Origin of the sequence: Streptosporangium sp. NPDC023963 (assembly GCF_040639135.1) — a bacterium.
Taxonomy (GTDB): Bacteria; Actinomycetota; Actinomycetes; order Streptosporangiales; family Streptosporangiaceae; genus Streptosporangium.
Window position 1 is genome coordinate 36,559 of the sequence record NZ_JBEZZK010000005.1, and the last position, 25,860, is coordinate 62,418.

Below are 25,860 nucleotides of genomic sequence, written 5' to 3' on the forward strand. Positions count from 1 at the left end.
GGAACCTCACCCGCCGGGTGTGAGGCCGGGGCCGGTGAGGCGGCGGTCTCCGCGGGTGGTGACCACGAACACCTGCCAGTTGTAGTACGCGTAGTAGTTCCTGATGTCCCGCTTGATCTGGCGGGCGTGCAGCTGCACCGCGTCGACGTACGCGTAGGAGTGGTTGTAGGCGTACAGCGCGCGCCGGTAGTCGCGCGGCGCCCCCGACGCGCGCAGATAGTTGGCCGCGGCCAGCAGGGAGTCGCGGGTGTCCTGGATGTCACCGCCCATCCCGTAGGCGGCCCATGTTCGAGGCATGAACTGCATGGGTCCCTTGGCGCCGGTGTGGCTCGGCGACCGCACCCGGCCGAACTTGGTCTCGACGAACATCACCGCCGCCAGCACCTCCCAGTCGACGCCGAACTTCCGCTCGGCGTACCGGAAGTGGCCGAGCAGGAAGTCGGCGGGCTTGGCCGGCTGGACGCGGAACTTCGCCGCCCCGCTGATGGGCCGGACGAGGGAGCGCAGGCCCCGGCCCGCCGTCACGTTGTCCCTCGCCTCCCCGGCCAGGGCCTTCGGCAGCCTGGCGTAGGTGCGGGAGGCGATCTTCGGGTTGAGGACCAGGTAGCGGTAGATGCGCTGCTGGTGCAGGGCCAGCAGCACCACCGGCTCAGGGGGTTGCCCCTTGGCGGGGTCGCCCTCGCGTCTCCAGTCGTCGACGGCGCGCCGGAGCCGCGCGGTGGTGGTGGTGAGGGAACGGGCCAGTCGTGAGGGGTCGGCGGGGATCGCCGCGTCCGGGGCGGGCAGAGCGGGTGCCGCCTGGCCCGCGGGGGTCTGGCCCGCGGATTCCGCCGCCGGCGGCGGTGTCGTCTTCGGGGCGGCGGCGCTCTGCGGGGTGGTGTCCCGTGCGGCACCCGTTCGCGAGGAGGCGTCCTGCGGGGCGGCGGCGCTCTGTGAGGTGGCGCTCTGTGAGGTGGCGCTCTGTGAGGTGGCGCAGCCGGAGATCGCGACGACCAGGCCGACGAGCGAGGCGACCACCGGCCTCCCGCGCGACCGGCCCGCGCGCATGCCCCGCGGCCTGCCCTGCGAGACGTCAGGCTGCGCGGGCGTCGTCCGCCCGCCCGGCCGGTGGTCGCGCTCCGGCCGTGAAACCTCCGCGTGCTGATCGTTCATCGGCCCCAACGTACCCGAGCGGTGGCCTCCCGGGCCGCTTTCCCCGGCAACGGGACCGGTACGCGGGGGAGAGAGATCCCAGCCGCCGGGCCGGGCCGGAGCGGCGTCTCGACGTCTCCGGCGAGCCGTGCCGCCCGCAGGCGCCGCTCGGCCTCGCGTAACGCGCCGATGAGGGTACGGCCGGCCATGAGGATTCTCTTCCGGCGAAGACATCCGGGAGCCTGGAAGAACATGCGGCCCTCCAGGGCTCCCACCTGGGCGGCGACGTTGATAGGCGGCTCCGGGAAGGACTTTGGTCCCGACCCGATGCACCAAACAGCCCTATTTCCACGGACCATGCCTGATACATCCTGAAATTTGGTGATAAATGTGCTTTTGTCTGAAGGGGGGGACGTGAGACCGGCGACAGTAAAGATCTTGTTCGGACTGATCCTGACGATCGTGGCGTTGGCGGGTGTAATCGTGGCGGCCGCGATCGAAGATCGGCTTTCGCCGGCCCCGCAGTCTCGCCCTCCGGCGAACTCCGACGAGCGGTCGACGGGCGGGATGAACGATATGGCCGCGATCGGTGAGTTCGACTATCTGACGCAGATGGTGCCCCACAACCAGGAGGGTGTCACCGCCGCGGAGCAGCTTCGGCGCTCCAGCACCCCGGAGGTACGCCGGCTGGGCGCGACGATCGTGGCCACGCAGAGCGCCGACGTCGCCAGGATGAAGGTGTGGCTGGCCAAGTGGTACCCAGGGCGCGCCACGGAGGTCGGCTACCAGCCGATGATGCGCGATCTGTCGCACCTGTCGGGTGACTCGCTGGACAAGACGTTCCTGAAAGACATGATCGCGCACCACAAGGTGGCGGTGATGCTGTCCCAGCATCTGCTCAGGCACGGGCTCGTGCGACACGAGGAGGTCGCCGCGTTCGCCCGCGAGGTGAGGGACACCCAGCATGCCGAGATATCCCAGATGCAGCGCTTGCTGGAAACCGGCCGGCAGAAGGGACATCCCAGCTGATCGCGCTGACCGGACGATCCGTGACCTCGGCCCGGTGGTTCTCCCGGCCGGTGACGGGCGATCAACGGGAAGGTCGGCGACGCGCTCGAAGAATGACCGGTCCTGGTCACCGCGCTAGACGAAGGCCGTGACGCCCTCGTACTCCGCCACCGGAGCGGCGCCGGCGGTCTCGTACTGGAGCAGCAGCAGGCCGGTCGACGTCACCTCGTGGTGAACGAGCCTGAGGCCGACGGGCCCGCCCGGGTGGTCGAGCAGCCGCCGTCCGGAACCGGTCACGGCCGGGGCGACGACGAGCCGGAGTGTGTCGACGAGGCCCGCCGCCAGCAGGGTGTTGCCGAGTCGCGCGCTCCCGTGGATCTGGAGTTCCCGTCCTGGCCGTGCCTTGAGTTCCCCGACGGTCTGGATCGGGTCGCCGTGGAGCACGGTCGTCGGATGCCAGCTCCCCTCGGTGAGGGTGCTGGTCACCACGTACTTCGGCAGCGAGTTCATCCGCGCGGTGTACGGGTCGTCCGGGTCGGTGATCCGCGGCCAGTCCCGGGCGAACGCCTCGTAGGTTCGCCGCCCGAGCAGCAGGCCGTCGGCGAGGTCGAGCCACTCGGAGGTACGCCGGACGAAGAGGTCGTCCAGGTGGGGCACGAGCCAGCCGCCCCGGGTGAAGCCGTCGCTGGTGTCCTCGGACGGCGAGCCGGGGCCCTGGCTGACCCCGTCGAGGGTGACGAACTCGGTGAGAGTGATCTTCATCGTGCGGCCCGGCTCTCCACGAACACGGAGAGTTGTTTTGTGACCGAGCCCCAGCCTTCAAGGAAACCGAGTTCCTCGTGGCGGGCGCGGGCGACGGGATCGCCGTGCCGGACGACGACCCGGTAGTCCGTGCCGTCCGCATGATCGCTCAGCGTGATCTCGGCGGTCATGGGCACCGGCGCGGGATCGGCGGGACGCCAGGCGCTGTCGATCGCGTTCGTGAACACGATCCGCTCGAACTCGTCGACGACGAGGAAGGTCGCGTCCATGTGCGGGACGAAGTTCACCCCGTCGTCGCTCAGCCGGGTCAGGAGCGCGCCGCCGGGCCGGACGTCGAGGCGGTCGACGCGGCACACGGTCGGTGCCGGGACCCACCATTGCCCGAAGAGGGCCGGGTCGGTCCACGCGCTCCAGACGGCGGCGCGGGGGGCGTGGATGACCCGCCGCAGGGTCAGGTCGAGATCAGGGTTCACGGTGGGTTTCCTTAGGGTCGGTGACGAGGCGTTCGAGCCGGTCGGTGCGCTCTTCCCAGACCTGGCGCTGCTCTTCGAGCCAGCCGTCGACGAGGGCGAGACGGTCGCGGTTGAGCACGCAGGTGCGCACCCGGCCGAGCTTGACCGTGCGGATCAGGCCGTTCGCCTCGAGCGTCCGCACGTGCTTCATGAAGGAGGGAAGGGTCATCGGGAACTCGCGGGCGAGATCGCCCACGCTCGTCGGGCCGCGGCCGAGGCGCCGGATGACGCCGCGCCGCGTCGGGTCGGCGAGGGCGACGAACACGCCGTCGAGCTCGGCCGAATACTGTGCCATGCGGCTAAGTATTGCCCATGGAAACACTTAGCGCAAAGGCAAAGTATTCGGGTCGTCCCAGGTGCTCGACCCCGGCGGTGGCAGGTCTCGTTCCTCGTTCCTGAGAGCGCCCGCGGAGAGCGTTCAGCCGGTCGCCCACCCGTTCGCCGGCTGCTCATCCGTTCAGCCGTCGCTCATCCGTTCGGCCGTCGCCCACCCGTTCCGCCGGTCGCTCATCCGTTCAGCCGGCTGCTCATCCGTTCCGCCGGTCGCTCATCCGTTCGGCCGTCAGCACCAGCCGCCACGTCAGCTCCCCGGAGGGCGGGACCACCGCGGCGTCTCCCGGCCCCGCCTCGGCCAGGTCGAAGACCGCGCCGAGCATCGGCTCCACGCCGATGCTGCGGTACGGCGCGTGGGCGGGGAATCCGCCGAGGTTGCGCCACAGCGCGGTGGACACCGGCACTCCCTCGGGTGCCTCCACGCGCAGGTGGAGGACGTCGGGGCCGTCCACCACCCGGACGGCGGCGCAGCGGAGCACGGCTCCGGCCGCGGTGCCGTCGTACGGGCCGAACCGGCCGAGCGGCAGGCCCAGCGGGTCGGGCCAGCGGCCCTCCAGGTAGGGGGCGCCGGAGGGCCAGGGACGGGCGAGCATCTCCGCGGCCTCGGGAAAGACCCTGGTGGGGGTCCCCGCCGGAGCGACGAGCCGGGCGTCGTCGCCGAGGTCGAGCAGGGCGTGGGCGGCCCAGACGAACGCGTACCCGGGGTCGGCCGACAGGCGGTACTCGGCGACCACCGCCCCGGCCTCCTCGGCGACCGCGCGCCGCAGCTCGAAGCCGTCGCCCCGCACGAGGCCCTCTCCCGCCGACCCGCTCCAGGGGCGGCTCCACGCGTCGCCGTGGTCGGGCAGGCCGCGCACCGTGGGAAGGCACTCCTCCAGGCCGCCCGCGTCGACGAAGTCCATGCCGGGGAGCACGCTCTCCCGGGCGGGGTCGGCGCGCGACCACAGCCACTCGCGGCCGCCGCCCGCCAGCGACGTCCATCTGCCGCCACGCTCGAGGTCGAAGAGGGGGCGCAGCGGAACCGGGACCGCCGCCATCCGGCGAACCTCTTCCCGATCGTCCTGATCCGCTCGATTCCGGCCGGTCACGCGGAGTCCTTCACCGCGCTCCAGCCGCCGTCCACGACCAGGCACGCCCCGGTGACGTACGAGCTCTCCTCGCAGGCGAGGAAGGTCACCGCGGCCGCCACCTCCTCGGGCCTGCCGAAGCGCGCGGCGGCGGTGCCGGCCACGCTGCGCAGGCGGTCCTCCTCGCCGATGCCGTCCCAGGCGGGGGTGAGGATCGGCCCGGGGAGCACGGTGTTGACCCGCACCTCGGGGCCGTACTCCACGGCCAGCTGGCGGCCGAGCGACACCAGGCCGCCCTTGGCCGCGGCGTAGGCGGGGTGCGCGGGCAGGCCCGCCAGGGCGTGCACGGAGGAGCTGAGCACGATGGTGCCCCGGTTCGCCCGCAGGAGCCCGACGCACGCGTGGACCGCCAGGTACGTCGCGGTGAGGTTGACCGCGATCTGCCGGTCCCAGTCGGCCTCGGCCAGTTCGTGGGCGGGGGCCCGCGTCACCACGCTGGCGTTGCTGTGCAGCACGTCGAGCCGCCCGAACTCGGCTCGCGCCACGTCCGCGATCCGCCGCCAGGTGCGGGCGTCGGCCACGTCGCCGGTGACCGCCAGCACTGCGGGCCGGTCGGGGCCCTGCCCGGCCAGGTCGACCGCGATCACGCGCGCGTCCTCGGCCAGGAAGCGGTCCACCACCGCGGCGCCGATGCCGGAGGCCGCGCCGGTCACCACGGCCACCTTGCCGGACAGCAATCCCCGTCCCATGATCTACATCCCCCAGATGGTGGGGAGCCCGCCCGGCTGGACGGCCTCCGCGATCGGCCGAGCACGCGAGCCGTCGTTCCTCACGGGCCGGTCACGTCGTCGTTCCCTACGGACCAGTCAACACGCGGCGACCGGCCGCGAGGAATGTCCATTACGCGGCACTACCTGGACAATCCGATGGCGTGTGCCATACTGCTCCCGTGCCGATCCAGGAGGGGTTCCTCAACCAGCGGCTCACCGTCGTGCCGCGCCGTGTCGTCGCCGAGGCACACGCCCGCCCGGTGACCAGGCGCCTCATGGTCACCGACTGCGGTTACTATCCCAAGGCGACAGACCACCTGATGACAAGGCCGAACGGCACCGAGGAGACCATCCTCATCCTGTGCACGGCCGGCACCGGATGGGCGAGCGTCGGCGGCGCCCAGCACCGCGTCGGGTCGAACGCGGCCCTGGTGATCCCGCGTGGCGCCCCGCACTCCTACGGCGCGTCCGCCGACAACCCCTGGACGATCTGGTGGTGCCATCTCCGCGGCAGCGACCTGGCCGAGCTCGTCGAGGAGATCGGCGCGAGCGTGTCCAGGCCGGTGATCCCCATCCGGCGCCTCGACCGGGCGGTCGCGCTGCTGGACGAGATCGTCACCACCCTCGAACGCGACCACTCACCGGCGAGCCGGATGGGGGCGGCCGGCGCGGCGTGGAAGCTCCTCACGCAGATCGTCGTCGACCGCGCCATGCCCGCGCCCGGCGACCCCCTGCAGCGGGCGATGGCCTACCTCGCCGAGCGGCTGGACAGCACGGTCCGGGTCGCCGACCTGGCGTCACTGGTCGGCGTCTCGCCCTCCCACCTGAGCGCGATGTTCCGCCACGCCACCGGGGGCGGGGTGCTCGCGCACCACACGGCGCTGCGGATGGCGCAGGCGCGCCAGCTGCTCGACACGACGGACGCGACCGTCGCCACCATCGCCCGCGAGGTCGGCTATCCCGACCCGTTCTACTTCTCCCGCCATTTCAAGCGGATGCACGAGGCCAGCCCCACCGAATACCGCAACCGCGCCAAGGGCTGAGCCGGGGGCTCGCGAGCCCGGGCACGCGGCCCGGGTCATGCCGCCGCCGTCCGGGCCGCGACGCGAACCCGGTCGCACCACCCGGGTCACGACGTCGCCGCCCCGGTCACGGCGCCGCCACGGGCCCGGGAGGCGAGGCGAGCGCCACCCGGGTCACGGCGTCGCCGGCCGGCTCACGACGCGGATCAGCACCGAGCGGTCGACGTCCAGCGACGGCGCCTCGACGCCGACGAGCCGCAGCACCCGTCCGGGCAGCGTCACCCCGTCGTACTGCCACGGCGGGAGCACGGCGCCGGGCGCGAGCGCGGGCGAGGTGCCCGGGTGGACGGCCTCGACGGTGTAGGTCCGCTCGTCGTCGAGCCCGGGGAGCCGGACGCGTCCCGGCGGCCAGGTCGACGGGCGCTCGACGACGCTGAACGCGTACAGCGCCTCGCTCCGGTCGGCCGCCACGACACCCTGCAGGCGCAGCGCCGCGTCGGCGAGGTCGGCGTGCACGACCTCGCCCGAGTGCAGCAGCGCCCGGTGCTCCTTGTGGAACGCGACCCATCCCGCGAGCGCGGCGCGACTCTCGTCGTCCATGGTGAGCAGGTCGACCTCGACGCCGAGGTGTCCCCACAGCGCCTTCTCCGCGCGGTAGTCGAGCGGATGCGTGCGGTGGGTCGTGTGCGTCTCCTCGGCGGCGATGTGCGTGCCCTGCATCTCCGGGGGCACCAGCAGCCCGGTCCAGCGCTGGATCTCCAGCCGCTCGTGCGGGTCGTTGCAGTCGCTCGGCCAGACCCGGTCGGTGTGCTCCAGCACGCCGAGGTCGATCCGGCCGCCGCCGCTGGCGCACGACTCGATCTCCAGCCCCGGGTGGGCGGCCTTGAGGTCCGCCATCAGCCGGTACGCCTGCCGGACCTGCTCGCGCACCCCCGGCCGGCCGTCGGGGCCGTGCCCGGCGTCGAGCAGGTACCGGTTGTGGTCCCACTTGACGTAGGCGATGCCGAGCGAGCCGATCAGGGCGCTCATCCGCTCCAGGAGATGGGCGTACGCGCCGGGGTGGCCGAGGTCGAGGACATGCTGGTGACGGGAGGGCAGCCCGGGGCCGTGCCCCGCGTCGAAGATCCATTCCGGGTGCTCGCGGGCCAGGTCGGAGTCGAGGTTCACCATCTCCGGCTCGAACCAGAGCCCGAAGTCCATGCCGGCCTCGCGCACACGGGCGACGAGCGGTTCGAGGCCGTCCGGCCAGACGGCCGGGTCGACCGTCCAGTCGCCCAGCGAGGTGGTGTCGTCCCGGCGGCCGAGGAACCAGCCGTCGTCCAGCACGAACCGCTCGGCGCCGATCTCCGCCCCGCGTTCGGCGAGCGCGGCCAGGGTCGCGAGGTCGTGCTGGAAGTAGACGGCCTCCCAGGTGTTCAGCACGACGGGCCGGGGCGAGCGGGGGTGCTCGGGGCGCGACCGCAGGTACCGGTGGAACCGCGAGGCGAGGTCGTCCAGCCCCACTCCCCACGAGCCGTACTGCCACGGGCTCTGATACGAGTCGCCCTTCCCGAGCACCACCTCGTCCGCGAGCAGCGCCTCTCCCGCCGCCAGGTGCCTGGTGCCCGCCGGTGTCCGCTCGGCGGCGAGCACCTGGTTGCCGCTCCAGGCGAGGTGGGTCGCCCACACCGTCCCGTGCCGGAACCCGAACCCCTCCTCACCGGCGACGAGCAGCATCGTGTGCTCGAGGCCCGGCTTGCCGCCCCGCGAGGCCCGGACCCACTCCCCGACGTGGAACGGGCGCCGCTGCGGCACGCGTTCGAGCGCCCAGCGGCCGGTCAGGTCGAGGACCTCCGACGCGTCCGACGGCACGGGAAGGGCCGTCTCCAGGCCGCCGACGCGGTACGGCGTCCCGGCGTCGTTGGTGATCCGGGCCCGCTGCCGTACGAGGCCGCCGGCGGCGAGCACCTGGATCTCGATGTCGGCGGTCAGCCCGTACTCCGGGTCGTGCGCCGTGCTCCGCAGCACCGGGCCGCCGCCGGCCTCGCCGTCGAGGTGGCAGGTCGCGTTCCGGAACTTCGGCGCCCAGCGGCGGCCGTCGCTGTCCCCGACCAGCCCAGGGCGTCCGAGCCAGCCCTCCGCCAGCTGGGGGAGCACCGGGACGGGCTGCGGGTAGGTGACCGCGCTGTCGCCGATGGCCGGGAGCGCGGCCCGGTGCAGGTCCGCCAGGGCGCCGTCCTCCAGCGGGCCGAGGTCCGCCCCCCAGTGCAGGACGCGCGGGAGCCGGCCGCCGTCGACGGCGACGACGAGGCTGGTGCCCCCGGCGCGCAGGTGTACCGGTACGTCGTTCGTGGTGTCGTTCATCATGTGATCTTTCCCTGTTTTTCCTGTCATCCCTTGAGCCCGCTGCTCGCGATGCCCGCGAAGAACTGCCGCTGCAGGAGCAGGAAGACGATCACGAGCGGGATGGAGCACACGAACGCCCCCGCCATGAGGGTCGGGTAGTCCGTACCGAACTGTCCCTGCAGCCCCGCCAGCCCGACCGGCAGCGGCCGGTTCTCCCCCGAGGGCGAGACGATGAGCGGCCACAGGAGGTCGTTCCACGAGTAGAGGCCGGTCAGCACGGCGAGCGCCGCGAGCATCGGCCTGGCCATCGGGAGCATGACGTACCAGAACACCTGGAAGGTGTTGGCGCCGTCGAGCCGCGCCGCCTCCTCGTAGTCCTTCGGCATGGTGAGGAAGGCCTGGCGCATCAGGAAGGTGCCGAACGCCGAGAACAGGCCGGGGATGGCGAGCGCCGGCAGGGTGTCGAGCAGCCCCACGCCGCGGATCAGCTCGTACTGGCCGATCAGGAACAGCTGGCTCGGCACCATCAGCATCGCGATGAACAGGCCGAACAGCAGGTTGCGGCCCCGGAAGGGGATGCGGGCGAAGGCGTACCCGGCGAGCGCCGCGACCGCGAGCTGGCCGGCGACCCGCAGGACCAGCGAGCCGACCGAGACCGCGAACATCGACCAGAACGGCACGGTCGTGAAGAACGTCGCGAACGCGTCCAGGCCGAAGCTCTCCGGCAGGATCGTCGGCGGGATCCTGGTCGCCTCGGAGGCCGACTTGAACAGGGTGAGGATCTGCCAGACGAACGGCACCACCATGACGACGGCCGCGACGATGAGAACGACGTGGATCGGCCAGGTGGTGCCCGCCTTCCCGCGCCGCCGGGGGCGCGGCCCGGGACTCCCGGCGGCGGTGGTTCCAGCGGCGGTGGTCTCGACGGCGGTGGTCTCAGCCATAGAACACCCACGATCTCTGGAGGCGGAACTGCAGGGCCGTGGCAATCATGATCACCATGAGCAGCACGATCGCGATCGCGGCGCCGTAACCCTGGTCGAACTGGACGAACGCCTTCTCGTAGAAGAGGTAGACGATCGTCTTGGAGTCGGCGAGGGCGGTGTTGTTCACCCCGCGCAACATGACGAAGATCAGGTCGAACATCTGCAGGGCGGCGATCACGTTGAGGATCGTGACGAAGAAGATGCTCGGGCTGAGCAGCGGCACGGTGATGTGCCGGAACTGCCGCACGCGGCCCGCGCCGTCCAGGGCGGAGGCCTCGTAGAGCTCCTTCGGGATGGCCTGCAGCCCGGCGCCCAGGATGATCAGGTTGATGCCGAGACCCATCCAGATGCCGGCCACGCCGAACGCGTAGATCGTGAACCGGGGATCGGCCACCCAGAACTGGCCGGGGACGCCGAACCACGACAGCACCGAGTTCAGCAGCCCGAAGTCGCCGTTGTAGATGAACCGCCAGACCATGCCGATCGCGACCGGCAGGGTGACCACGGGCAGGAAGAAGAGCACCCGGTAGACCGCGCGCCCCCGGCCGACCTGCTCGATCAGCGCCGCCAGCACGATGGCGAGCGGGATGCCGAGCAGGATGATCGCGGTGTAGAGGGCGGAGTTGCCGAACGCCTTCCAGAAGTCCTCGTCGCCGACGAGGTTCGCGTAGTTGTCCAGCCCCACGAAGGTCGCGGGCCCGAACGCCGGAACGTCCTGGAAGCTCTTGATCATGGTGGACAGGAACGGCCACAGGTAGAGGGCGGCCAGGCCGATCACCGCCGGGGCGATGAACGCGGCCGCCCACCAGCCGCTGGGCTGACCGACGCCCGTACGGCGGCCGGCCGGCCGCCGTACGGGCTCCGTCGCCCTCGCGGGCTTCGTCGTCACGGACGTCATTGCTTCGCGAGCACCTCGTCGACGGCGGCCTGGTACTCCTTGGCCGCGTCCTGCACGGGCTTCTTGCCGTCCCACGCGGGGGCGAGATACTCCGCGGCGAGGCCCTGCCACTCCGACGCGTTGCCGGCGACCGGGAGGGGGACGCTGTACTCGATGGCGTCGATGAACACCTTCAGCTTGAACTCGGGCATCGCGTCGAGCCACGGCTGCTGCGTCCCCTTGTACGCGGGGAGCACCGTCCCGGTGGCGGCCTGGATCTCGGCGGCCTTGGTCCCGCCCAGGAAGGCCAGGAACTTCTTCAGTTCCTCCGGGTGCTTGCTGCCCGCGTACCCGGCGTTGCCGATGCCGCTGGTGACGGTGGCGCGCTTGACGCCCTGCGGCAGCGGCGCGACGTCGACCTTGCCCTTCAGGTCGGCGTTCTTGTGGAAGCGGAAGGCCCAGTACGCGCCGGAGAAGTACATGGCGACCTTCTGGTTCTCGAACATCGAGACGGCCTCGGTGTCCGACAGCTGCTGCAGCGTCGGCGACGAGCCGGCCGCCTGCAGGTCGGTCCAGAACTTCAGGCCGGCGACGCTCTCCGGGCTCGCGAAGCCGGACGCGGTGCCCTCGGCGTTGATGATCGACCCGCCGGCCTGCAGGATCGTGTTGTAGTAGCCGCCCTGCGGGTCGATCGGCGCCGCGATGCCCCACACGCCCTTGGCCTTGTCGGTCAGCTTCTTGGCGGCGTCCTGCACGTCCTGCCAGCCCCAGGTGTCGTCCGGGTAGGCGACCTTCGCGGCGTCGAAGAGTGCCTTGTTGTACCAGATGCCGTTGGTGTCGAAGTCCTTCGGCAGCGCGAACAGCTTGCCCTCGTAGGTGTAGGAGTCGGTGACGGCCTTGGGGTAGACGCCCGTGTCGATCCCGGCGGTCTTGACCGTCTCCGACAGGTCGAGCAGCTGGCCGCCCTTCGCGTACTCGCGGAAGTGGTCGGCGAGCATCCAGAACGCGTCGGGCGCGGTGCCGCCCGCGGCGCCGACCTGGAGCGTCGACCAGTACTCGGTCCACGGCAGCGTCTGGACCTTGACGGTGATGTTCGGGTTCGCCTTCTGGAACTCCGCGGCGATCTGCTCCATCGCGGGAGTCTGGTCCTCGCTCCAGTTGGCGTAGGTGAGGGTGACCTTCTCGCCCGGCGCGGCAGCCGACCCCGACCCGGATCCGGACCCGCAGGCCGTGAGAATTGTCGTCGCCGTGACCATCGCCACGGCCGCCATCCACGTGCTTTTCATGGTGTTCCTCTGGTTGCGCTGTTGATCGTGCTGTGCGCCGGTCGTCGTGATCGGCACCGTGTCATCGGCTCGTGTCATCGGTTCGTGGGTGGGACGTGCAGGATCGTGTCGACCCAGTCGACGTGTACGCCGGCGTCGTCCGGTGTGGCCGTCTCGCTGCGCAGGCACAGGGTCCGGACGCCCGGCACCTCCAGGCTGAACTCCGTGACGGGCCTGCCCGCCTCGACGACGGCGGTGAACAGCTCGCGGTCGTCACCGAGCACGCTGACCCGGGCGCCGCCGGTCGACTCGTCGTCGACCCCGACCGCGCCGGTGAACGTCTCCACGCGCCCGCCGAGGTGGAAGCGCGCCTCCGAGTACGGCGCCGTGCCGAGTCCGCGCTCGAACCCCCGGCCCGCCACGCGCATGGGCCGGCCGTCGCCGGGGTTGCCCGCCCCGTTCGACAGGTCTCGCTCGACGGGCCCGTCGTCGTTGACGAAAGCGATCATCGGCAGGTCCGGGAGGGCGTGGTCGCCGGGCGTCAGCGGGCGCACGACGCGCGCGTGCGAGACCACGGGCACCTGGCCGTCGCCGTCGCCCGCGCCCTCGCCGTCCCGCTCGATCGTCACGACGCCGAGACGCCCGGGGCGCAGCGAGGCGTCGGGGCGGACGGTCCAGCCGGTCTCGCCGACGCGATCGGCCGACCACCCCGGGGGAAGGCGCAGCCGGACCCCGGCGTCGGTCGTGATCGACGCGGTCCCGTCCGCGCCGACCTCGGCGACGGCCGGGTACACGGCCGGTACGGCCTGACGCGGCCGGGGCGCGGCCCGGAACAGCTCGGTGCCCGCCGGCGCCACGATGGCGACGAAACCGCCGTCGCGGGCGACCTCGACGTCGATCGCGTCACCGGCGGTCGTGGCCGTCTCCACGAGCCCGGTCGCGGGCACCTCACCGGTCGTGGGCGACGCGTCGCCGACGATCCACACCTGGGCGTCCGCCCCGGCCCCGAGCGCGCCGAGCGGCACGCGGATCGTCCGGGCCTCCCCGGCGGCGATGCCGCCCACGAACCACCGGTCGCCGGCCCGGCGGGCGATGACCGCGTGGCTGTCGGGGTCGCCCGCCAGCAGCACCGTCTCCGCCCAGTACGGCGCCTGCTCCGCCAGGAACCGGGCCGCGAGCGGGCGTCCGGCGTAGGCGTCGACATGGTCGGCGAAGTGGGTGATCCCGCACTCGAACGCCACCGACAGCCCGAGCTCGTGGCCGTCGCTGGTCGTGCGGTTCGCGGCGCCGAACGCGACCGGCGTGGCGTCCATGCCGCCCACGACGTTGCGGGTGAACGGCTGGATGACGTTGTGCGCCGCGGTGAGCGCCTGGTTCTCGAAGAACACGTAGTACTCGGCGCCGCGGATCGCCTCGTACCCGATCACCTGCGGGAACGTGCGCGCCCAGCCGCGCGGGATGACCGAGCCGTGGAAGTTCACCATGAGGCCGAGCCGCGCGGTCTCGGCGAGGATCGTGTCGTACCAGCGGTAGCGGTCCTTCGACTCCGACTCCATGAAGTCGACCTTGATCCCGGCGACGCCCCAGGACCGCCACAGCGCCAGCCTGCGCAGGTCCTCCGGGCTGTTCAGGTCGCGCCAGATCGTCCACAGGTGCACCTGGACGCCCCGGCCGGCGGCGTAGGAGACGATCTCCGGTACCCAGGTCTCCTCCCACCCGCAGTCGATGAGCAGGTGTTCCCAGCCGAGGTCGGCGGCGACGTCGACGAAGTGCTTCTGCTTGTCCAGCTGCGCGCCCGAGTAGAAGTCCGACCACCACGACCAGGCCGCCCGCCCCGGCCGAACCCACGCCGCCTCCTCCAGCTCGGGGGAGGCGGCGGGCGCCAGCTCGTCGACGAGCAGCGAGGACACCAGCTCCGCCAGGGTCCCGACGAGGAAGACCCGCCAGGGCGTGACGACGCCGCGGGTGACCTCGACACTCTCGTCGGCGAGGGCGAACCGCAGCGTCCGCCCGCCGTCTTCGAGTTCCCCCGCCTCGACGTGCGCGCCCGCGAACCGGCCGTCGATCCCCGACTCGGTGATCAGTACGTGCTTCTCCGCGTCCAGCCGGGCCAGGAACGGGAACCCGTACGCGCCGCTCGCCAGTTCGGCGCCGTCGACCCCGGAGCGGGGCGTCTCGTACCAGGTCTGGTAGTCGAGCACCCAGCTCCGCGACCCGGCCGGAAGCGTGAAGGCGGTGCGGTCGCCCGTGACGCGGGCGGTCCCGTCCAGCGCGGGCAGCGCGTAGCGGATCGCGACGCCGTCGCGCGCGACGCGCAGGACGACCTGCCATTCGACACCGCCGGCCTCGCGGAAGTCGTACACGCTCTCGCGGTGCTCGTAATCGTGATCGCCGACCGACTTGCCGGAGCGGGCGCGGAACCGGTCGCGGACCGTACGCTCCGAGACGCGCACGAGCTCCGCGTCCGCCGTCCCCAGCTCCGTGCCGTCGAGCACGAACCCGAGCGGGACCCGGTCGAGGACGATCTCCTCCCGCCAGGTGACGGTCAACCGCACTCCCGTGCCGGTGTTCTCGACCCGGGCGTCGACCGGACCCGCGTTCGTCGCGGGTCTGGAGCGTACTTCGTCGGTCACCACGTTCTCCATCAGATGCCGTCCGGCTGCTCGGGCGGTGGGGAGCCACCGCCACATATCAATGACGCTATCGGCCGGGTGATTCTTCGTGAAATGGGCTTTCGCAGGTAGGGGATGGACGATCCGACGGTGTAGGCGGGGCGGCGCTGCGCCGGGCCCGCACCGCCGGGCCGGCGGCCACCGCCCCGCCCGGCCCGCATCCCGCGCGGACCGAGCCGACGATCATCGCCCCGCCCGGCCCGCATCCCCGCGCGGACCGAGCCGACGATCGCCGCCCCACCCGGCTCACAGCACCGTGCCGACCGAGTCGACGGTCACCGACGCCCCGGACGCTTTCTTGAACACGATCGTGTTCGCGCCGGGCTTCAACGGGAGCCCGACGGTCGCCGTCGCGGGGGTGTCGTCGCTCCCCGTCGCGTGCAGCGGCACGGTGATCGCGGCTCCGCCGTTCACCACCACCTTGATCGAGCTGGTGGTCGGCGACGCGTAGTCGATCCGCACCGTCTTGTCGCCCGCCGAGACGGCGTCGACGCGCACCGAGAGCGACCCGTCCTCCAGCCCGGACACCCCGGCCCCGCCCTCGCAACCCGAGCACGCGTCCACGGTGGCGCCGCCCTTCCGGGTGTTCGCCGGCGCCTCCGCCTGGACCGTACGCGCGATCGTCAACGCGTCGATGTCCGGGGCGTGAGCGCCGTCGTTCAGGAACGTGACGGTGTTCGCGCCGGCGTTGAGCGGCACGTCGAGCGACCACTTGCCCACGTGCTCCCAGCCGCCGGAGTCCTTGACGTTCTCCGTCGAGACAGTGGCGCCGTTGACCTGAACCCGCACCGAACGCGGGTCGCCCGAGGTGTAGGTGAAGGTCAGCCGGTGCGTGCCCGCGGTCGCGGCCGTCACGCCGTTGAAGCGCACCGAACCGCCTGCCCCGACGTCGCCGACCTTCTGCCCGCCGGAACACCCCTTGCAGGGGTGGATCCCGGCGGCGCCGCCGCGCGTGTTGGCCGCGCTCTCCGCCTCGTACCGCGTGTCACCGGAACCGATCTTCGGCAGGGGGGTCTTCGAGATGTGCACCGAGACCCCGCCCGTGGCGATCATCGGCAGCGAGAGCGTGGTCGCGCTCGTGACGGCCCGGGTCGACGTGGTGAGCCGTCCCGAACCGTCGTCGGAGAAGATCGTCGCGGTGTGCGTGCCCGAGCCGAGGAACGACAGCGGGACCGTGGCGGTCCTGGCCGGCGACGTCATCGCGCCGACGAACCAGTCGGCGCCCGAGCGGCGGGCGACCGTGATGTGATCTCCGGGGAACCCCTCGACGACCTTCGTCTCGTCCCACGTCGTCGGGAGCGCGCGCATCAGGTGACGGCCGTCCCACTGCTCGTAGGCCGCGGCCGAGTCCGCGTAGTTGACCATCGCCGAGGTGTACACGACGGCCTGCGCGAGCGTGTGGCCCTGCGTGAGGATCGACGCGTTCTCCGAGATCATCGTCGGCGTGTAGTCCATGCCGCCGAGCATGTTCCGGACGAACGGATAGGTGACGTCCTGGCGGGCGGTCGTGGGCGGCGGGTACAGGTAGTGCTCGGTCCCGGCCACCGCCTCCGTCGTCACCAGCCACGGCCAGGTACGGTTCTCGCCGCCCGGCTTGGTGTTGCCGTGGAAGGTGATCATCATCTCGTTGTCGCCCGCGGCCTTACCGATCGACTGGTACCAGCCCATCGCCTCCTTCGAGTCCCTGAGGAAGAAGTCGACCTTGAGGCCCTTGACGCCGTAGTCCTTGTGCTCGGCCATCAGCGCGTCCGCGACGGCCGGGTCGGCGAACGGCTCGGCGTTGACCCAGGCGAACATGTCGACCCCGCGCCGCTCGGCGTAGGACGCGATCGCCGGAAGGTCCGTCGCACGGTCGTAGCAGCAGTCCATGGTCACGTACTCGAAGCTCATCGACTCGGCGAAGTCGACGTACTCCTTCTGCTTGTCGAGGTCGGCGGCGCTGTCCCCGTCCGCGTACCACGACCAGGCGGCGCGCCCCGGGCGCACCCAGGAGGCGGCGGTCGTCGCCGGCGGGTTCAGGTGCTGCACCAGGTCCGAGTTGTAGAGCGGGTCGACGCCCTTCGCGATGATCGCCACCCGCCACGGCGTCTGGAACGGGTACGTCGCCGAGATCGGGAACGCCTGGTCCGGCGTCCGCTTCAGATTCAGCAGCCCGTCCCCGGCGCCGCTGCCCTTCAGCAGGGACGGCACGTAGGAGGCGTTCGCGTTCACCACCTCGGCCTCGGTGATCACCGTGAAGTAGGCGTTGTCGTCGATCGACGCCAGCAGCGGCATGGTGAGTTCCGTGCCGGAGTTCAGCTGGGAGGCGTTCCGGTAGGTGTAGTCCTGCTCGTAGTTCCCGTTCCAGGGGGCGGCCCACCCGCCGGTCGTCGTCGGCAGGCGCCACCCGCCGGCCTCGTCCGTGATCGACACCGCGCCGCTCCCCGGCAGCCGGTACCGGTAGGCGACGCCGTCGTCGTAGGCCCGGATCACCAGCTCCAGCGTCCGGCCCGACTTGGCGTACCGCAGCACCAGCTCGTTCGCGTGGTCGCGGTACGACGGCTTGGTCCCGGCGGGCAACGTGTAGGTCGTGTCGATCGACCTGCGGGACTCTCCCGCGAAGCCGAGCCCGGACCGCAGATCGGCCGCCGAGGTGGCGATGCCCAGGGGCGACTCCCCGAAGACCGAGGTGCTGCCGGCCGTCACCGCGAACGTCAGCGCTCCCTGCGCCTGCTCGGTGACGGTGAAGGTGATCTGCCCGTTCGGCGAGCTCACGCCACGGGTCGTCAGCGCGAACGCGGGAGGCGTCGCGAGAAGGCTGAGGAGTATCGCCGCCATGGCCAGCACGGCGATCAGGACTGGGCGGTGAGGGCCGTTTCGCTGCGGCATTTCGCCTCCGGTCAGGAAGGGGGGCTGGACTTCACCAGGGTGTATCCGCTCAGGTGAGGTAACTATGAGCCCAGCTGGGGGCCGCAGGAATGGTGGAACCGGTGGACTGGCTGGACGATCCGACTATTCGTCGGCGTACCGCGCAGAGGCTCGGGACCGCAATGGGGCCGGTTGTGGCACCGGAGCACCAGGCCGAAAAGAGCGATCACACGGCCGCCGGCCGACGACCAACGGTGTCCGGCGGTTCGAGATCCCCGGCGCCACCCGCCGACCCGGGAACACGCCTGTCGCTGTCGTACGCGGCTGGTCGCCTCAACGGGGGCCGTCAGCGTGTGAGCTCATACACGCGGTGAGGTACAGGTGAACCGGCGATTCGAGCGGTGATCGGTGGCGACCACGGTGTCGTGATCGACGACGTTGTGATCGTTCCAGGCTGAACGACCATGGTGTTGTGATCAGTCCAGGTTGAACCGGTCGTACATCGCCTCAAGCTGTTCCTGGCGTTGCCGGTCTCCGAGCATGATCCGGATTCGCGCGAGGTGTCCGTCGATGTCGTGATCGGCGGCGACGGGATAGAGTCCGTCGCCCCAACTGGTCAGGAAGCACATGGTCAGGCTGCCGTCGATCTCGATCGTGCCGGCCTCGTGCTCTGCGGCTCTGACCGTAGCCATGATCTGCCAGTGGTGGGAGTGTGGCCGGAAGTCGACCGCGATCATCCGTTCTGGAACGGCCTGCCTCCACTCCTGCAAGGCGATGGCACGGCCGGCGGCCTCGTCAACAGGCAGATCCGCCCACCCGTACACCCCGTCCTCACCCGGACTGACCAGAGGTGAGGCGTCGAAGTGAGCGGCCGCCTCCTGTACCGATCGTCCCCAGAACGCGACGTCGGCCATGCCGTCGAGCGGCTCCTCGTGCCGCCACGTTCCCAGCGCGTCGGCGTCGACGAGGCTGAGCCGGCCCGCGTCCACCCCGACATGGCCAAGGGGTCTGGTCGATACGGGATGTGTGGAGCACACGTTCAGTGAGACCGATTCCCACCGCACACCGATCCGTCCGTAGTCCCGGGAAGTCGCCGTCACCGTGATCTCCCGGTCGGCGGGTAGACCACCGATCGCCACGACCGGAACGCCGTTCATGATGAACTCCGAACCGCCGGCCCGTGCCGCGCGTTCGACACGCTCACGATGCGCTACCCGCGGTTCCTCGCGTTCCAGCCAGGCCGCGAAACCATGTGCCTGGCAGTGCTCGGCGAAGATGCCGCTCAACTGCTCGACACCGTGTCGGGGGATGTCGTAGAGCCACGTGCCCGACTGGCGGTCGAAGGATCGAGCGGCAGACTCGGCGTCGGGGCCGGCCACGGCCAGGTCGGCCGCCGCGCGAATGCTCTCACGCAACGCCGGATCGTCCACGGCGGAAAGTGCGAGCTCGTCCGCCACCGGTGGCGCGCTCCCCGACCACGACCCCAGATAGCCGGTGTCGGCGATCACCAACTGCCCGGACGGGCAGGTGATCGACCCCAGCAGTGTCGGGGCATCAGTCCTCATCGAGGCAGTATGCCGCAAACCTTCCCAGACCCTGATTAGCGGCTCGGCGCGTACGCCGCAGAAGAGACCTCCATCCGACAACCGTCGATCCGTCCGGCACGCCGCCCACGCGGCCGCCTTCGCCGAGTCCTTGACAGGTCCGAGCCCGGCGCGATAAAAACCACCTAGTTATAGAACCGAAAGGTAATAAAAGTGTCCGCCGACGTTCTCGACGCGACGTTCGCCGCGCTGGCCGACCCGACCCGGCGAGCGATCTTGACCCGGTTGATGGAGGGCGAGGCCACGGTGACCGAGCTGGCCGCGCCGTTCGCGATGAGCCAGCCGGGCATCTCCAAACACCTGCGGGTGCTGGAGCGCGCCGGACTGATCTCCCGCGGACGCGACGCGCAGCGCAGGCCCTGCCGACTGGAGGCCAGCCGGCTCAAGGACGCCGTGGACTGGCTGGCGAACTACCGCTCCTACTGGGAGGAGAGCTACCAGAGGCTGGACGCACTCCTCGGCGAGCTCGAACCCGGCGGAGCGAACGCCGCCGGACAGGAGAGCCGGGAGAGCAGGGAGAGTTCGTGATGTCACGGCAGGAGCGGGCCGAAGGTCTCACGGTGCGGGCGGTGTCCGACACCGACCTCGTGCTCACCAGGACGTTCGCCGCGCCCCGCCGGCTCGTCTTCGACGCGTTCACCCGTCCCGAGCTGCTCCGGCGATGGCACGGCGCCCGCGGCTGGCACCTCGTCGTCTGCGAGATCGACCTGCGCCCAGGCGGCGCCTGGCGTTTCGTGTCGCGCGGGCCGGGGGGTGCCGAGCTGGGCCAGAGCGGGGTGTTCCACGAGGTCGACGCGCCCGGCCGGCTGGTCCAGAGCGAGGTCCACGACGGCTGGGAGGAGGGCGAGGCCCTCGTCACCACCGTCTTCGACGAGCAGGACGGCCGGACCGCGATGACCACCACGGTGCGCTACCTCTCACGCGAGGCCCGCGACGGCATCCTCCGCACCCCCATGGAACGCGGCGCGGGCGAGGCGTACGACCGTCTCGCCGAGATGCTCGACGAGACGACCGCGAACGCCGGCCCGTGACGCCCGACCGCGAACGCCCGTCCGCGAACGTCGGCCCGTGACGCCCGACCGCGAAAGACGAGTCGCAACGACCGCCCGTGGAAGGTGAGTCGTCACCACCGACCGGTGAAGGCGAGCCGCGATGACCGACCTGAAAGGCAAGCCGCAATGACCGACGCCCAGCCCACGCAGACCGAGATCCCGGCCGACATCGCCGACATCCCGGCCGACCTCACCACCCCGCCCGTCCCTCCCGGCACGTTTCTCCTCGAACTCGTCCCGGTGCCCGTCAAGGACATCGACCGGGCCAAGGCCTTCTACGCCGATCGCCTCGGCTTCCACGTGGACGTCGACGTACGGCCCGCGGACGGGGTCCGGATCGTCCAGCTCACCCCGCCGGGCTCGGCCTGCTCGATCACCCTGACCGAGGGCGTCCCGTCCCTCGACATGCCGGCCGGCACGCTGCGCGGCCTGCACCTGGTGGTGAGCGACATCGAGGAGGCCCGCGCGGCACTCGTCGAGCGCGGCGCGGACGTGGGCCCGGTCGAGGACCTGGGCGGTGTCCACTACGCCGCCTTCGCCGACCCGGACGGCAACACCTGGACCCTCCAGCACATGCCCTGGCGCGCCTGAGGACGCTTTCGAAGCCGGCCAGGCAGGGGCAAGCATCCCGCCGCGGGACGCCACGACGTTCACGGACGTTCGGTACGGGTGGGGGTGCCGCGTACGAGCTCGTCGTGGATGCGCCATCGGGCGGTGACGGCGGCGCGCCCCGCCTCCTCGTCGCCGTGCTCGATGCGCTGTCGCAGCAGCCGCATGGCGATGCCGCGGTTGAGGCTGAACTGCCGCTCGGTGTCGACCACGACGACGATCCCCGAGGGCCGGTGGGTCGCCCGCACCGCCGTGCTGGCCTTGTTCCGATGCTGGCCGCCGGGGCCGCCGGTGCGGCAGGCGACGATGTCGACGTCGGCTTCCGCGAACGTCGTGCGCGGGGTGTCGACCTGGCACGGCCGGGCGATGACGTACCAGTTCTTCCGCCCCGTGCCGGCCCGGTACGGGCTGGGGGCCTGCCAGCACAGGGTTCCGGTCCACGAGGCGGCGAACGCCTCGGCGCCGGCTCCCGATATCCGGATCAGGACCGACCGGTAGGTGCCGGGCCGGTCACCGGGAACGGTCTCGGCACGGCGGGTCTCCAGGTTCCGCCGGGTGGCGTCGGCTTCCAGCCGGCGCAGCAGCCGGGCCAGCGCCCAGGCGCACTCCTGCGGGCCGCGCCCGGCCGACAGGAGCAGGTGGACGCTCACCGACGGCCTCGCCTGCGCGCTCACGACCGGCCCCGCTTCCGGCGGCGGTCCCGCTGGGGCGTGGACCCGAGGTCGGGCGTCTTGTAGGTGACCAGAGGGACCGTGGTGGCCACGGGCGTGGCCAGGTCGTGGTCGACGAGGTCGGCGATCACCTGCTCGATGCGCTTGTAGGCCGTCGGCGCCTCCTCGAAGAGCAGCTGGCGGTCTCCGCACACCACCAGCGACCCCACCGGCGTGCGGCGCAGCTCCTCGACCGTGTGCTTGGCCCGGCCCCGGCGCAGGGCGTCCGCACGCGACATCTTGCGGCCCGCGCCGTGCGCGACGGAATGGTTGGCGTCCGGCCCGGCGTGGGCGGCCACGAGGTAGGAGGGGGTGCCTCGCGTACCGGCGATGAGCACGTCGTTGCCGTCGCCCGGAGCGGCCCCCTTGCGGTGCAGGTAGACCCCGTCGCGGATCTCGACCAGGTTGTGGCACTGGTCGACGAGCGGCTCGGCGGGCTCGGACCCCAGGGCATGGGCGACCCGGGCGGCCATCAGCCGCCGGTTGAGCGATCCCCAGCGTACGGCGTCGTCGTGCATCGCCAGGTAGGCGCCGGGATCGGGGGCGGGGCCCGCGCCGTGGACCTCGGTGTGCGCCCGCAGGATCCGCTCGCCCAGCCCCCGGGAACCGCTGTGGACGATGAGAACGAGGTCGCCCTCGGCGAGTCCGAGACGGCTCGCGTGGCCCGGCTCGAAGACGGTGCCGATCCGCGCCAGCTCGACGAAGTGATTGCCCCGGCCGACCGTCCCGAGGCCTTCGGTGTGACCGGCGGGAATGTCGCCCTTCACCACGGCCCAGGCCGGGTCGCCGGCGTCCCGCTCGGGATCCAGCGCGCGATCGAGGTCGGGGAAGCGGGCGGCGAGCTTCTCGGGTACGGCGCGCTTGAGCTTCATGGGGAACACCGCGATGCCGCACCCGATGTCGGAGCCCACCAGGAACGGGTACAGCACGGTCGACGCCATGGCGGCGCCGATGGGGGCCCCCTTGCCGGGATGCAGGTCGGGCATGGCGGCGACGTGCGTCATGCCGTCGAGGGCGGCCACCTGGTGGCACTGCGCGAGGGCGTCGGACTCGATCCAGCTCGTGGGGGAGGCGAACACGGTGACGGTGGCCGGACCCGTGGCCGCGGTGGACGGCGGCGGGGAGTGTTGTTGCGACAAAGAGTCTCTCTCAAAGGGCATGGGCTCTCAAAGGCTCAAAGGGCATGGGCTCTCAAAGGCTCAAAGGGCATGGGCTCTCAAAGGGCATGGGCTGACGGCGTTACGGGGCGCGTCGGCGCCGTGGCATCTCGCCGTGGCGTCTCGGGGGCGGGGTGCTGTCCGTCAGAGCGTCATGGACACCACGTTCCCCGAGCCCGCCACGTGAGGCAAGCGGTTTTCGGCCGTGCGAGCCTGCGCGTCTGGCAGGCCGGGACCTCGGTCGTGGCCCGCTTCGTCGTCGACGGGGCGCCGGCCCTGCCGCACGATCCCGCGTGCGAGTTCGTCGTCCTCAGCCGGGCGTGAGGCAGCCGGTGGGGCCCTCGCAGTACTCGACGGCCTCGGCCAGGCCGAGTGCGGCGCCCGCGGCGAAACCGGCCTCGTATCGGGAGTCCCCCGCCAGCGCGCGGGCCGCCGCCTCGCAGCGGGCGCGGGCGTCGCGCAGCTCCGGGGAGCCCATCTGGGGGTGGCCGTAGTCGCGCCACAGCTGATGACCCAGCCCCAGCAGCCGGGCGGCGCGCTCGCCGTCGCCGGCCGCGACCGCGACCTGGGCGAGGGTGTCGGCGCAGTTGGCCATGCCGAGGCTGTCGCGCAGCAGGTAGCGGGCCCGCAGCGAGCCGGCCGCCAGCGCCGCCGCCTCGTTGAGCCGTCCCATGACCAGGGCGACCTGGCTGCCGATGTAGTCGCCCCACGACCGGGTCCAGATCTCGCCCAGGCCCTCGGCCACGGCGCGGTGCTCGGCCAGTGTCGCCTGCGCGCCGTGCGGGTCGCCCGCGTGCAGGAGCGCGAACGCGCGCGAGATGAGCAACGTCAGCAGCCGGGCGGGCGGCCCGTCGCCCTCGCGGTGGCGGGCCACGGCCCGCCGGGTGGCGGCCTCGGCCACGGCGTGCTCCCCGGCCAGCGTCGCCGCCACCGCTTCGAGGTGGAAAGCGTAGATCAGCGCGTCCTCCGCCTCCACGGTCCCGGCGCCTTCGGCGATCACCGAGGTCGCGGCGGCCAGGCAGCCGGCGGCCAGGCGGCGGGTGGCCGCGAGGTCACCCTGGCCCACGGTCAGGTGGCCGCAGGCCCACAGCGCCTTGGTGCGCTGCGGGGAGGGCTCTGGGGCGGCGGCCAGGATGCGGTCGAGGTGGTGGCGGCCCTCGCGCAGCCGGCCGCACGCGGCCCACAGGGGCCACAGGGCGGCGGCCAGCTCAAGGGCGCGCAGGCGTTCGCCGGACCTGCTCACGCCGAAGTCGAGGGCGGCGCGCAGGTTGGCGTCCTCGCGCAGGAGACGGTCGCACCACTCGACCTGGCCGGGGCCGAACCACTCGGCCTCGAACCGTAGCGAGAGGGCGTGGTAGTGGTCGCGGTGCAGCCGGGCGGACCGCTCCTCCTCGCCGATCTCCCGCAGGCGCTCCCTGCCGAACTCGCGGATCGCGTCGAGCAGGCGGTACCGGCCGTCGTGCTCGCGCATCACGATCGACTTGTCGACCAGGCCGGCCAGCACCCGCCACACGTCGGCGGTGTCCTCGCTCGCGCCGACGTCCTCGGCCGCGCGCAGGTCGAAGGTGCCGGGGAAGATCGACAGCCGAGCCCACAGCGCCCGCTCCCCGGCCGAGCAGAGCTGGTGGCTCCACTCGATGGCGGTGCGCAGCGTCTGGTGCCGCGCCTGAGCCGTACGGGTGCCACCGAGCAGCGCGAACCGCGCGTCGACGCGCTCCAGCATCTCGGCGACCGTCATCACGCGCAGCCGTACGGCGGCCAGCTCGATCGCCAGGGGGATGCCGTCGAGCCGGTCGCAGAGCCGGGCGACCTGGTCGTGGTGGCGGGTGAGGGCGAACTCGCGGTCGACGTCCCTGGCCCGCTCGGCGAACAGCGCGGCGCCGTCGCCGCTGCCCGCCATCGGCCGCACGGCGTACACGCGCTCGCCGGGCAGGGCGAGGGCCTCGCGGCTGGTGGCCAGGACGCGCAGGCCGGGCGCGCCGCGCAGCAACGACTCGGTGAGGTGCGCGCAGGCATCCACCAGGTGCTCGCAGGTGTCCAGGATCAGCAGGGTCCGCCGGTCGGCGAGGTGGTCGCGCAGCTCGTCGGCGGGCGGCCGGGCGGTCTGCCCGGCCACGCCGAGGGCCTCGCCGACGGTCTCGGCCACCAGGCCGGGGTCGCCCAGCCCGGAGAGGTCGACCAGCCAGACGCCGTCGGGGGTCTGCGGTGCCAGGTCGCGGCCGACATGGACGGCCAGCCGGGTCTTGCCGACGCCGCCGACGCCGGTGAGCGTGACGAGCCGCGACCCCGCCAGCAGCCGCGCGACCTCGGCGACCTCGGCCCGCCGCCCGACGAAGGTGGTCGTGTCGGCGGGCAGGTTCCCGCGCGTACGGGCGACCGGCCCCGGCAGCAGCGCCGGATCGGCCTCGATGATGCGCTGGTGGAGGGCCACGAGGGCGGGCCCGGGAGCGAGGCCGTGCTCCTCGGCCAGGCGAGCCCGCAGGTCGCGGAAACTCTCCAGCGCCTCGGTCGGCCGCCCGGCCCGGTAGAGCGCCAGCATGTGGCTCTCCCTGATCCGCTCGCGCAGCGGGTGGGTCTCGACGAGCGGGCGGATCTCCTGGAGCGCGGCCTCCGTGTTGCCGCGTGCCAGCTCGATCCGCGCGAGGTCCTCGATGGCGGCCAGCCGCTGGTCCTCCAGACGGCTGCGGGCGGGCTCCACGAACGCGCCCGACGCGTCGGCCAGGGCGGGCCCGCGCCACTGCGCCAGGGCCTGCCGGAGCATGCCGGCCGCCTCGGCGGGTGGCAGCGTGCGGGCGCGCCCGGTCATCTCCTCGAACCTGGCAAGGTCGAGCGTGCCGTACCCGGCGGCGATGCCGTACCCGGCGGGGCCGGCCATCACGGCGTCCTCGCCGCCGAGGTCGCGCAGCGCCATGCGGACGGCGTGGATTCCGGTCTGGATCTGCTGGCGGGCCGTCGCCGGGGCGGCGCCGCCCCACAGGGCCTCGGAGATGGCGTCGACGGAGAGCAGGCGGCCCTCGTTGAGCAGCAGCAACGCCAGGAGCCCGCGCCGCTGTGAGCGACGGACGGAGACGCGAAGGCCATCCCGCTCGACCACGACAGGGCCGAAGACCGAAAACTGCATCGATGTGCCGTCCGTCCCCTATTAGTGCTG

General features: G+C 72.1%; 22 protein-coding genes. 6 read left to right on the plus strand and 16 right to left on the minus strand.

Translation table 11 applies throughout. From position 1 onward, the window contains the following. Nucleotides 1-6: 6 nt before the first annotated feature. Complete coding sequence (locus AB0F88_RS17815) at nt 7-1,152, minus strand: lytic transglycosylase domain-containing protein (protein WP_362684467.1); 1,146 nt, start codon at nt 1,150-1,152, stop codon at nt 7-9. Nucleotides 1,153-1,569: 417 nt separating this feature from the next. On the opposite strand from AB0F88_RS17815, the gene AB0F88_RS17820 reads away from it, so the two are divergent. Next, the gene (locus AB0F88_RS17820) at nt 1,570-2,160 is read left to right on the plus strand and encodes a DUF305 domain-containing protein (protein ID WP_362684470.1); all 591 of its coding nucleotides are present in this window, start codon (nt 1,570-1,572) and stop codon (nt 2,158-2,160) included. A 114-nt stretch (nt 2,161-2,274) separates the two neighbouring features. Here AB0F88_RS17820 and AB0F88_RS17825 read toward each other — a convergent pair whose 3' ends face one another. The 5 genes from AB0F88_RS17825 to AB0F88_RS17845 form a co-directional block, all read right to left on the minus strand. Continuing rightward, on the minus strand, nt 2,275-2,901 hold the full coding sequence (locus tag AB0F88_RS17825; RefSeq protein ID WP_362684473.1) for a dihydrofolate reductase family protein: 627 nt from the start codon (nt 2,899-2,901) through the stop codon (nt 2,275-2,277). Next, nucleotides 2,898-3,374 (minus strand): SRPBCC domain-containing protein, encoded by a 477-nt coding sequence (locus AB0F88_RS17830; RefSeq protein ID WP_362684476.1) that lies wholly within the window; start codon nt 3,372-3,374, stop codon nt 2,898-2,900. The genes AB0F88_RS17825 and AB0F88_RS17830 overlap by 4 nt, the downstream gene beginning before the upstream one ends. Continuing rightward, nucleotides 3,364-3,708, minus strand: coding sequence for a metalloregulator ArsR/SmtB family transcription factor (locus AB0F88_RS17835; RefSeq protein ID WP_362684478.1), 345 nt, complete (start codon nt 3,706-3,708; stop codon nt 3,364-3,366). The genes AB0F88_RS17830 and AB0F88_RS17835 overlap by 11 nt, the downstream gene beginning before the upstream one ends. Nucleotides 3,709-3,940: 232 nt before the next feature. Continuing rightward, entirely contained in the window at nt 3,941-4,783 is an 843-nt protein-coding gene (locus tag AB0F88_RS17840) for a hypothetical protein (RefSeq protein ID WP_362684480.1), read from the minus strand. Nucleotides 4,784-4,830: 47 nt separating this feature from the next. Further along, a complete protein-coding gene (locus tag AB0F88_RS17845) occupies nt 4,831-5,562 on the minus strand; it encodes an SDR family oxidoreductase (protein WP_362684483.1) in 732 nt (243 codons plus the stop codon). 200 nt (nt 5,563-5,762) lie between these two features. Here AB0F88_RS17845 and AB0F88_RS17850 point away from each other — a divergent pair, with 200 nt between their 5' ends. Next, complete coding sequence (locus tag AB0F88_RS17850) at nt 5,763-6,626, plus strand: helix-turn-helix domain-containing protein (RefSeq protein WP_362684486.1); 864 nt, start codon at nt 5,763-5,765, stop codon at nt 6,624-6,626. 153 nt (nt 6,627-6,779) lie between these two features. Here the strand turns inward: AB0F88_RS17850 and AB0F88_RS17855 are convergent, their stop codons facing one another. From AB0F88_RS17855 to AB0F88_RS17885, 7 genes are all read right to left on the minus strand, one after another. Then, the gene (locus AB0F88_RS17855; protein WP_362684489.1) at nt 6,780-8,948 is read right to left on the minus strand and encodes an alpha-galactosidase; all 2,169 of its coding nucleotides are present in this window, start codon (nt 8,946-8,948) and stop codon (nt 6,780-6,782) included. A 26-nt stretch (nt 8,949-8,974) separates the two neighbouring features. Further along, nucleotides 8,975-9,874 (minus strand): carbohydrate ABC transporter permease, encoded by a 900-nt coding sequence (locus AB0F88_RS17860; protein ID WP_362684492.1) that lies wholly within the window; start codon nt 9,872-9,874, stop codon nt 8,975-8,977. Then, complete coding sequence (locus AB0F88_RS17865) at nt 9,867-10,805, minus strand: sugar ABC transporter permease (protein WP_362684495.1); 939 nt, start codon at nt 10,803-10,805, stop codon at nt 9,867-9,869. Before AB0F88_RS17865 ends, AB0F88_RS17860 begins: the two co-directional genes overlap by 8 nt. 5 nt (nt 10,806-10,810) lie before the next feature. Further along, nucleotides 10,811-12,079 (minus strand): sugar ABC transporter substrate-binding protein, encoded by a 1,269-nt coding sequence (locus AB0F88_RS17870; protein ID WP_362684498.1) that lies wholly within the window; start codon nt 12,077-12,079, stop codon nt 10,811-10,813. A gap of 74 nt (nt 12,080-12,153) precedes the next feature. Continuing rightward, a complete protein-coding gene (locus tag AB0F88_RS17875; protein ID WP_362684502.1) occupies nt 12,154-14,691 on the minus strand; it encodes a glycoside hydrolase family 97 catalytic domain-containing protein in 2,538 nt (845 codons plus the stop codon). A gap of 285 nt (nt 14,692-14,976) precedes the next feature. Beyond that, entirely contained in the window at nt 14,977-17,598 is a 2,622-nt protein-coding gene (locus tag AB0F88_RS17880) for a glycoside hydrolase family 97 catalytic domain-containing protein (protein ID WP_362684505.1), read from the minus strand. Between the two features lie 455 nt (nt 17,599-18,053). Next, on the minus strand, nt 18,054-19,142 hold the full coding sequence (locus AB0F88_RS17885; protein WP_362684508.1) for a hypothetical protein: 1,089 nt from the start codon (nt 19,140-19,142) through the stop codon (nt 18,054-18,056). Between the two features lie 192 nt (nt 19,143-19,334). Here AB0F88_RS17885 and AB0F88_RS17890 point away from each other — a divergent pair, with 192 nt between their 5' ends. The 3 genes from AB0F88_RS17890 (at nt 19,335) to AB0F88_RS17900 (ending at nt 20,824) form a co-directional block, all read left to right on the plus strand. Next, nucleotides 19,335-19,709 carry a metalloregulator ArsR/SmtB family transcription factor gene (locus tag AB0F88_RS17890; protein ID WP_362684511.1) on the plus strand — a complete coding sequence of 125 codons (375 nt, stop codon included), beginning with the start codon at nt 19,335-19,337 and terminating at the stop codon, nt 19,707-19,709. Then, complete coding sequence (locus AB0F88_RS17895; RefSeq protein ID WP_362685575.1) at nt 19,709-20,212, plus strand: SRPBCC family protein; 504 nt, start codon at nt 19,709-19,711, stop codon at nt 20,210-20,212. Before AB0F88_RS17890 ends, AB0F88_RS17895 begins: the two co-directional genes overlap by 1 nt. A gap of 147 nt (nt 20,213-20,359) precedes the next feature. Further along, the gene (locus tag AB0F88_RS17900) at nt 20,360-20,824 is read left to right on the plus strand and encodes a VOC family protein (RefSeq protein ID WP_362684514.1); all 465 of its coding nucleotides are present in this window, start codon (nt 20,360-20,362) and stop codon (nt 20,822-20,824) included. Nucleotides 20,825-20,883: 59 nt separating this feature from the next. Here the strand turns inward: AB0F88_RS17900 and prfH are convergent, their stop codons facing one another. After that, nucleotides 20,884-21,516, minus strand: a complete 633-nt coding sequence (prfH, locus tag AB0F88_RS17905) for a peptide chain release factor H (RefSeq protein WP_362684517.1) — start codon at nt 21,514-21,516, stop codon at nt 20,884-20,886. Then, the gene (locus AB0F88_RS17910) at nt 21,513-22,691 is read right to left on the minus strand and encodes an RNA ligase RtcB family protein (RefSeq protein ID WP_362684520.1); all 1,179 of its coding nucleotides are present in this window, start codon (nt 22,689-22,691) and stop codon (nt 21,513-21,515) included. Before AB0F88_RS17910 ends, prfH begins: the two co-directional genes overlap by 4 nt. 201 nt (nt 22,692-22,892) lie before the next feature. On the opposite strand from AB0F88_RS17910, the gene AB0F88_RS17915 reads away from it, so the two are divergent. Next, nucleotides 22,893-23,033: a hypothetical protein gene (locus AB0F88_RS17915; RefSeq protein WP_362684522.1), complete on the plus strand. Its 141-nt coding sequence runs from the start codon at nt 22,893-22,895 to the stop codon at nt 23,031-23,033. Here the strand turns inward: AB0F88_RS17915 and AB0F88_RS17920 are convergent. Next, nucleotides 23,020-25,830 carry a BTAD domain-containing putative transcriptional regulator gene (locus AB0F88_RS17920; protein WP_362684525.1) on the minus strand — a complete coding sequence of 937 codons (2,811 nt, stop codon included), beginning with the start codon at nt 25,828-25,830 and terminating at the stop codon, nt 23,020-23,022. The genes AB0F88_RS17915 and AB0F88_RS17920 overlap by 14 nt on opposite strands. Nucleotides 25,831-25,860: the final 30 nt, after the last annotated feature.

Excerpts from the sequence above, each read along its gene's own strand:
- AB0F88_RS17815 (WP_362684467.1), bottom strand. The coding sequence starts at position 1,152 with ATGAACGATCAGCACGCGGAGGTTTCACGGCCGGAGCGCGACCACCGG.
- AB0F88_RS17825 (WP_362684473.1), bottom strand. The coding sequence starts at position 2,901 with ATGAAGATCACTCTCACCGAGTTCGTCACCCTCGACGGGGTCAGCCAG.
- AB0F88_RS17835 (WP_362684478.1), bottom strand. The coding sequence starts at position 3,708 with ATGGCACAGTATTCGGCCGAGCTCGACGGCGTGTTCGTCGCCCTCGCC.
- AB0F88_RS17840 (WP_362684480.1), bottom strand. The coding sequence starts at position 4,783 with ATGGCGGCGGTCCCGGTTCCGCTGCGCCCCCTCTTCGACCTCGAGCGT.
- AB0F88_RS17845 (WP_362684483.1), bottom strand. The coding sequence starts at position 5,562 with ATGGGACGGGGATTGCTGTCCGGCAAGGTGGCCGTGGTGACCGGCGCG.
- AB0F88_RS17855 (WP_362684489.1), bottom strand. The coding sequence starts at position 8,948 with ATGAACGACACCACGAACGACGTACCGGTACACCTGCGCGCCGGGGGC.
- AB0F88_RS17860 (WP_362684492.1), bottom strand. The coding sequence starts at position 9,874 with ATGGCTGAGACCACCGCCGTCGAGACCACCGCCGCTGGAACCACCGCC.
- AB0F88_RS17870 (WP_362684498.1), bottom strand. The coding sequence starts at position 12,079 with ATGAAAAGCACGTGGATGGCGGCCGTGGCGATGGTCACGGCGACGACA.
- AB0F88_RS17880 (WP_362684505.1), bottom strand. The coding sequence starts at position 17,598 with ATGCCGCAGCGAAACGGCCCTCACCGCCCAGTCCTGATCGCCGTGCTG.
- AB0F88_RS17885 (WP_362684508.1), bottom strand. The coding sequence starts at position 19,142 with ATGAGGACTGATGCCCCGACACTGCTGGGGTCGATCACCTGCCCGTCC.
- AB0F88_RS17895 (WP_362685575.1), top strand. The coding sequence starts at position 19,709 with ATGTCACGGCAGGAGCGGGCCGAAGGTCTCACGGTGCGGGCGGTGTCC.
- AB0F88_RS17900 (WP_362684514.1), top strand. The coding sequence starts at position 20,360 with ATGACCGACGCCCAGCCCACGCAGACCGAGATCCCGGCCGACATCGCC.
- AB0F88_RS17920 (WP_362684525.1), bottom strand. The coding sequence starts at position 25,830 with ATGCAGTTTTCGGTCTTCGGCCCTGTCGTGGTCGAGCGGGATGGCCTT.